A 7,063-nucleotide genomic window follows, 5' to 3' on the forward strand; every position below is an offset into this window, starting at 1 on the left:
CCCCTGAGGGGCGACCCGCTCGTCGCTCAGTCCTCGACCGAGGCCGGCGCTTCCCTCGCGGGATTGCGGATCGCCCAGATCACGCCGCCCGCGGCGACGAGCACGAGCGGCGCCATGAGCGCCCAGTTCACCCAGTCGGTGCGCCCGGTCAGCAGGTCGAGGTTCGTCAGCATGAGCACGAGGCCGACGACGAGTCCGAGCACGCCGAGCGCCGGCGCGATGATCACCCGGAACACGCCGTGGCCGCGCCGGTCGCGCCGGAAGAACGCGATGACGCTGACCATGCAGAGCGCCTGCAGCGCCACGATGCCGACGATGCCGACGCCGTTCGTCCACAGCAGCAGCTGCAGGTACGGGTCGCCGTTGCAGATCAGGGTGACGACGATCAAGACGAGCGAGGCGATCGTGGTGATGATGCTGGCCCGCGCCGGCGAACGGTACTTCGGGTGCGTCCGGCCGAGCCCGGCCGGCAGCACGCCGTCGCGGCCGAGCGCGAACATGTAGCGCGACGTGGCGTTGTGGAACGCGATCGTCGCGGCGAGGATGCTCGTCACGATCAGGAGCCCCATGACGAGCACCGCCCAGCTGCCGAGGTACGACTCGGCGAGCATGAAGTAGAGCCCCTGGAAGACGTCGGAGACGGTGAACTCGGTGAGCCCGTCGACGCCCATCGCCGCGACGGCGACCCAGGCGATGAATCCGTAGAAGAGCGCGAGGAACCCGACCGCGAGGTACGTCGCCCGCGGCACCGTGCGCTTCGCATCGCGGGCCTCCTCGGCGTAGATCGCGGTTCCCTCGAAACCGATGAACGCGCCGAGGGCCAGCACGAACATGCCGCCGCTGCCAAGGTTGAACACGTTGCCGGGGGCGAAGGGCTCGAGCGAGAAGTTCGCCGTGCCCTCCGTCACGAGCACCGCGACGGCGAGCACCACGAGGATCGCCACCTCGAGGATCATGAGCACGGCGAGCACGCGCGCACCGATGTCGATCTGGCGATACCCGAGGAACGCGACGATCGCCACGGCGATGAGTGCGTACACCGACCAGTGCAGGTCGATTCCGAAGGAGTCCGTGAAGGTCGTCGCCGCGTAGAACCCGAAGAAGCCGTAGAACCCCGCGCAGATCAGGGCGTACGACATGAGCGCCACGAACGCGGAGCCGACACCGGCCGGGCGCCCGAGCCCTCGGCCGATGAAGGCGTAGAACGCGCCCGCATTGCGCACGTACAGCGCGAACGCGGTGAGGCCCGCAGCGCACAGGATGTAGACAACGCCGCTGAACACGTAGGCACCCGGTGCCCCGATGCCGCCGAGCCGGAACGCCAGCGGCGCCGCCCCCGCCATCACGGCGAGGGGGGCGGCCGCCGCCACCACGAAGAAGAAGATGTCGAACGTGCCGAGCCTGCCTCGGGCCAGTCCGGGTTGCTCGTCGGTCGTCGTGGTGGTGGTCATGGTGCTCCGATCAATGCCAGGGGGACACGGGGGTGACAGCGGTGAAGCGGGAACTGCGTGGTGCGGTGGTGGTGGGTGGTGCCGTTGCGGCGGTGCTGCGCGGTGTTAGAGCGCCGGCCACCACGCCGGGTCGGTCCAGAGCGCGAGCTCCTGCTCGAGCGCGGCGCCGACGCGGAAGACGGTGGCGTCGTCGTACGTGCGACCCACGATCTGCACCCCGGTCGGCACGCCGTTCGGCGCGATGCCCGACGGCACGGCGAGCACCGGCACCCGGCCGATGACGTTGAACGGCAGCGTCATGAGCTTCGAGAACACGTCGCTGCTGTCGGTGCAGGGCTCGTCGGCGGCGAGGCCGGTGGTCGCGATCGTCGGGCAGATGAGCACGTCGTAGCCGGTCATGAGCTCGGCGAACGGGCGGTAGAACGCGGATTCGGCCACGAGCCCCTCGACGTAGTCGCCGCCGCCGGCGGCCTTGGCGGCGAAGGCCCGCGTGTAGGGCATGAGCTGCGCCGCCCGGTCGGGGTCGCCGTCGACGATGCTCTCGATGAACGGGCCCATGACGGCGCCGAAGTGCGGCCACGCCGCCTCCGCCACCCGCTCGTAGCCCCACGGCAGCTCGACCTCGTCGACGATCGCGCCGGCGAAGGTCAGTGCGGCAGCGACGGCGCGCGTGTTCGCCTCGACGGCCGGGTCGACGTCGTAGCCGCCGAGGTCGAGGCACAGGGCGATACGGATGCCGCGGAGCGGCCTGACCTCGCCCGAGACCGCGGCGACCTCGCGGAGCGACGCGGCGTCGCCGACCCATGGACCCGAGATCACGTTCTGCAGCATGGCCACGTCGGCGACGCTGCGCCCCATGGGTCCGTCGGCGCAGTAGGTGTCGGAGTTGAAGGGCGCCATGCCCGGCACGCGGCCGAACGGGGGCTTGAAGCCGACCACGCCGCAGAACGATGCCGGGATGCGGATCGATCCGCCGATGTCGGAGCCGGTCGCGAGCACCGTCGAGCCTGCGGCGAGCACTGCGCCCGCGCCGCCCGATGAGCCGCCCGGCGTGAAGTCGGGGTTCCAGGGATTGCGCGTGATGCCCCACAGCTTCGAGTGCGTCACCGGCGCGCAGCAGTATTCGGGGGTGGTCGTGCGTCCGTGGATGACGGCTCCGGCCGCCTGGATGCGCTCGACGATCGGGTGCGTCTCGTCGGCGATGTTGCCCTGCTCGAGCAGGCACCCGTCTTCGAGCAGTCGGCCCGCGATGGGCTGCTCGTCCTTCAGCATCAGCGGGATGCCCTCGAGCGCGCGCACCTGGTCGCCTGCCGCGAATCGCGCCTCCGAGACGACGGCTGCCGCCCGCGCCTCGTCGACCCACTGCTCGGTGACGGCGTTGATCGCCGGCTCGGTCGCCTCGGTGCGCGCGATCACCGACTCGAGCAGGTCGACCGGGGAGAGTTCCTTGCGGCGGAACAGCTCGGTCGCTTCGGTGGCGGTGAGCCGATACAGATCCATTCGGGTGGTGCCTTTCGTGCGTCCGTACAATGTACGGACGATACTGTTGCACGCATGCCGCCACGTCAAGAGATTCCCGAGATCCGGCAGAATCTGACCCGACGCGACCTCACCTCGGCCGCGATCGCGCTCATCGAGCGCGAGGGCCTCAGCGCGTTGACGATGCGGCGGCTCGCCTCCGAGCTCGACTGCGCCCCGATGAGCCTCTACACGCACGTGCGGAGCCGCGACGCCCTGATCGACGCGATCGTCGACCACCTCATCGAACAGCTCGACCTGCAGCAACCCGGCGGCGAGTCATGGCAGCAGCTCGTGCGGCAGACCCTCGACCGCTATCGCGACCTCGCCGTGCAGCTTCCGAACTCGTTCGAGCTGCTCGCCCTCGCTCCCTACGACTCGTCGCCCGTCGCCCCGCACCTCGGCAACGTCGTCGCCGGCCTCGAGCACGCCGGCCTCTCCCGCGAGAAGGCGCGGCAGATCCTCGGCATCGTCGACGCCTACGCCTCGGGCTTCCTCGTCGTGTGGGCGCGCAGCAGGGCACGGGCAGCAGCGGGCGAACTGGCCGACGACGAGCTCGGCATGACCGGCATGCGCGACCTCGAGATGTTCGATCGCGGCCTCGAGGCCCTCATCGCCGGCCTCGACGCGACGCTCGTGCGCGGCGAGCTCCCCTGACGGGCCGGCTGCCGCTCCCCCTGCGACGCCGAGTCGGTCCTGGCCGTCCGTTCAGTCGCCGTCGCCCGATCCGTCGTCGACGAGGGCGGAGTCCCACCGCGCCATGATCCAGTCGACCGTCTCCTCGGCGCTCTGCTCGCTCGAGTCGACCCAGAGGCCCACGGCCGGGGTCTCGGCGAGCCATCCGTCGAACACGCGAACCGCGTCGGCGAGGCTGCCGTCGCCGATCCATCCGTCGTAGGCGCCGCTGCCGCGCTCGGTGTCGCGGCGCACGATCGCCTCGACGCTCGGCCGCAGCACGACGAGCGCGCGTCGGCCGCCAACGCGATCGAGCTGGGCGACGACCTCGTCACCGAAGATGTTGTCGACGTGCACGGCGCTGATGCCCGCATCGACGAACGAGCGGCTGAGCATCGCGCCGTGCCGGTAGCGCAGCTCGAGCTGTGCGAGCGCGGCTTCGCTCGGCGGCTCCGCCATGTCCTCGCGCCCCGCCACGACCATCAGCCAGAGCGCGTCGCCCTCGATGAACGCGCCGGGGCGCAGACGTTCGGCGAGCAGTCGGCCCACCGTCGACTTGCCCGATGCGGGGGCGCCGACCACGAGGATCGCAGTCGGCAGGGTCGGGTTCGCGGCATCGGTCGGCTCGGGCATGACCGTCAGGCTATCGAACGGATGCCGCGGCTCCGGCTACTCCCCCGCGGCACTCCACTCGAATCCGTCGGGGTCGGTGAACGACCCGGCGTCACCGGTGATGCGGATGCCGTGCGACCCCGAGCCCTCGGCGCCGACGCCGACGGTCTTGGCGAGCGCGCGTCGCTTGTAGAGGCCCAGGCCGATCGGGCTGCCCGAGGTCGCGAAGTCGACGTAGCTGCCGAAGCTCTTCGCGACGGAGAGCCCGCGGTCGACGTAGAACCGCTTGCTCGCGCCGACGTCTTCGGCGCCGAGGAGCAGCACGAGGTTGTCGATGGTGCGGGTGGCCGGACCAGAGTCCTTCTTCGACGAGGTCGCGACCTGCCAGATCGCGCCGTCGGGCGCCTGCACGACGCCGCCGAAGCCCCACAGGGACTTCTCGGCGGGCTTCAGCACGGATGCCCCGGCGGCCACGGCGGAGTCGAACAGCGACGTGACATCGGCCGGCTGCGACACGATGACGGACATGGTGAATCCGCGGAACCCGCTCGACGGGGCATCCGCTGCCCGCGTGCGGATCTGGGGACCGAGCCCGAAGGCGTCGGCATAGAAGCGCGCGGCCGCGTCGGGGTCGGCCGCGTCGAGCGTGATCGAGTCGATGGACGTGAGCTTGGTGGTTTCGATGTTCATACCGCCGACGTTATTCGCCGCGTTCGCGGCGCGCTTCTCGGATACTGCTCGCTTCGCGCCGTCAGCCGAGTGCGGCGATCGCGTCGGCGACCAGCTGCCGCTCCGAGGGCTCGTCGTCGGCGGCGGGCGTGAAGCCCATGCGCACCACGACGAGGTCTTCCGAGGGCACCATGACGACCTTCTGCCCGTCGTGCCCGCTCATGTAATAGGTGTCATCGGGCAGTTCGGGCCAGCGCAGGCTGCCGTCGGGCAGCACGTTCGTGCGGAACCCCATCGCGTACCCCGCATCGTCGGTCTCCTCGTGGTCGACGTTCGTGAGGGTCTCCGTCATCCAGCCGTCGGGCAGCAACTGCTCGCCGTTCCACTCCCCCTCCTGCAGGGCGAACTGGCCGAGCGCGGCCCAGTCGCGCGGCGCGGCCCAGAGGTACGACGAGCACACACGGGGGCGCCTGCGGCATCCGGCTCGAAGACGGCCGACGACAGGCCGAGGGCGCCGAGGATCGTCTGCCGGGGCAGGTCGGCTCCGAGGCCCGTGCGCTCGGTGAGCACCGAGCAGAGCAGGGTGGTGCTGCCGCTCGAGTACTCCTGCACCGTGCCGGGCTCGTGCTCGAGGGGCAGGCTCGCGACGTAGGCGCCCATGTCGGGCTCGAGGTAGAGCATGCGGGTGATCGGCGTGCCGAGGTCGTAGGTCTCGTCCCACTCGAGGCCGCTCTGCATGCGCAGCAGGTCTTCGACGGTGATGTCGGCGCGCTCGTCGGTCCACTCCGGCCGCAGGTGGTCGTCGCCCAGCGCGACGACGCCCTGGTGCACGAGCATGCCCGTCATGAGCTCGGTGACGCTCTTCGACATCGACCAGCCGAGCTGCGGGGTCTCGGCGTCGAAGCCGTCGGCGTATCGCTCGGCGACGAGTTCGCCGTCTTTGACGACGACGACCGCGCGGGTGCCGAGCGCCTCCTGGTCGGATGCCGCGAGCTCGTCGCCGAACGCACGGCTCATCGCCTGCTCGAGCGCGGCGCCCGCCTCGGGCGTCGGCGCGGCGGGCGCTGCGACGTCGGCGAACGGGTTGCCCTGCGAATCGATGGCGGTCGCCGCGCCGAGCTGGGGCCGCTGATCGGCGAGCGTGCAGCCGAAGCCCTCGGCGTACCACGCGGTCTGGTGCGCGATGGCGCCCACGATCGAGGCCGTGGCCGTGCCCGCATCGGCGTCGGCATCGACCTGCAGGTACGGCACGAGCGGGTTCGGCGGCAGGTCGGTCGCGGGATCGTCGCGGCCGGCGACCTCGGTGACGGCGCACGCGTTGTGGGCGGCGTAGCCGGTGCCGGTCAGGAGGATCGGCTGCTGCCAGAGGTAGACCCCGGTGAACGCGGCGATGAGGACGAGAGCGGTGACGGCAACGATGACGATCACCCGGCGGAGGATGTGCACGAGCGGATGCTAGCAAGCGCGAGGCACGGCGCCGAATCCTGTTCGGTTTCCACAGATGGCCAGCCGATTCGCGCGCCGGACGCGAGCCTTCCCCACATTTCCGCCGTGACTGGCATCATCGTCCGGGAGCAATTGCGCACCACAGCACCACGACCCGAACAGCACGACGACAGAGGAGCATCATGACCGACCCGAACCTGCCCCAGGAGCCGACCGTTCCGACGCCGCCCGCAACCCCCGACTACGTCGCAGCGCCGCCTGCAGCTCCGGCGGCCCCTGAGGCACCCGCTGCACCGGCTCCCGCTGCACCGGCCCCGGCCGCGCCCGCTCCGGCTGCGCCCGCTCCGGCTGCCGCGTACGCTGCGCCCGCGCCGTCGGTTCCCGGCAAGGGCCTCGGCATCGCGGGCCTCGTGCTCGCGATCGTGCTGCCCCTCATCGGCCTCATCCTCAGCATCGTCGCGAAGTCGCAGTCGAAGAAGGCGGGCGTGAAGAACACCCCGGCGACCGCGGGCATCATCGTCGGCGCGATCCTGACCGTGGTCGGCATCATCGTCACGATCGTCTTCATCGTGGCCGGCGCCGCGCTCGTCGGCGGCGTCGTCGACATGTGCAGCGAGCTCGGCACCGGTGTCTGGGAGGTCGACGGCGTCACCTACACCTGCGGCTGATCCCAGCTCGCACGAAGCACGAAG

At 70.8% G+C, this 7,063-nt stretch carries 8 protein-coding genes; 2 read left to right on the forward strand and 6 right to left on the reverse strand.

The window, feature by feature from the left end; all coding sequences use genetic code 11:
- Window positions 1-26: 26 nt before the first annotated feature.
- Window positions 27-1,451 carry an APC family permease gene (locus tag ACFTQE_RS19470; RefSeq protein ID WP_376926618.1) on the reverse strand — a complete coding sequence of 475 codons (1,425 nt, stop codon included), beginning with the start codon at window positions 1,449-1,451 and terminating at the stop codon, window positions 27-29.
- 105 nt (window positions 1,452-1,556) lie between these two features.
- Entirely contained in the window at window positions 1,557-2,951 is a 1,395-nt protein-coding gene (locus tag ACFTQE_RS19475) for an amidase (protein WP_376926619.1), read from the reverse strand.
- A 54-nt stretch (window positions 2,952-3,005) separates the two neighbouring features.
- Here ACFTQE_RS19475 and ACFTQE_RS19480 point away from each other — a divergent pair, with 54 nt between their 5' ends.
- Window positions 3,006-3,626, forward strand: a complete 621-nt coding sequence (locus ACFTQE_RS19480) for a TetR/AcrR family transcriptional regulator (protein WP_376926620.1) — start codon at window positions 3,006-3,008, stop codon at window positions 3,624-3,626.
- Window positions 3,627-3,677: 51 nt separating this feature from the next.
- Here ACFTQE_RS19480 and ACFTQE_RS19485 read toward each other — a convergent pair whose 3' ends face one another.
- The 4 genes from ACFTQE_RS19485 to ACFTQE_RS19500 form a co-directional block, all read right to left on the reverse strand.
- Complete coding sequence (locus tag ACFTQE_RS19485) at window positions 3,678-4,277, reverse strand: hypothetical protein (RefSeq protein WP_376926621.1); 600 nt, start codon at window positions 4,275-4,277, stop codon at window positions 3,678-3,680.
- A gap of 36 nt (window positions 4,278-4,313) precedes the next feature.
- Window positions 4,314-4,946, reverse strand: coding sequence for a glyoxalase (locus ACFTQE_RS19490; RefSeq protein WP_376926622.1), 633 nt, complete (start codon window positions 4,944-4,946; stop codon window positions 4,314-4,316).
- A 61-nt stretch (window positions 4,947-5,007) separates the two neighbouring features.
- The gene (locus ACFTQE_RS19495; protein WP_376926623.1) at window positions 5,008-5,277 is read right to left on the reverse strand and encodes a hypothetical protein; all 270 of its coding nucleotides are present in this window, start codon (window positions 5,275-5,277) and stop codon (window positions 5,008-5,010) included.
- Complete coding sequence (locus tag ACFTQE_RS19500; RefSeq protein ID WP_376926624.1) at window positions 5,274-6,371, reverse strand: serine hydrolase domain-containing protein; 1,098 nt, start codon at window positions 6,369-6,371, stop codon at window positions 5,274-5,276. Before ACFTQE_RS19500 ends, ACFTQE_RS19495 begins: the two co-directional genes overlap by 4 nt.
- A 182-nt stretch (window positions 6,372-6,553) precedes the next feature.
- Here ACFTQE_RS19500 and ACFTQE_RS19505 point away from each other — a divergent pair, with 182 nt between their 5' ends.
- Window positions 6,554-7,039 (forward strand): DUF4190 domain-containing protein, encoded by a 486-nt coding sequence (locus ACFTQE_RS19505; protein ID WP_376926625.1) that lies wholly within the window; start codon window positions 6,554-6,556, stop codon window positions 7,037-7,039.
- The last annotated feature ends 24 nt before the right edge of the window (window positions 7,040-7,063 follow it).

The sequence above is a fragment of the Agromyces sp. NPDC056965 genome (genome assembly GCF_042673425.1).
In the GTDB taxonomy this organism is placed as follows: domain Bacteria; phylum Actinomycetota; class Actinomycetes; order Actinomycetales; family Microbacteriaceae; genus Agromyces.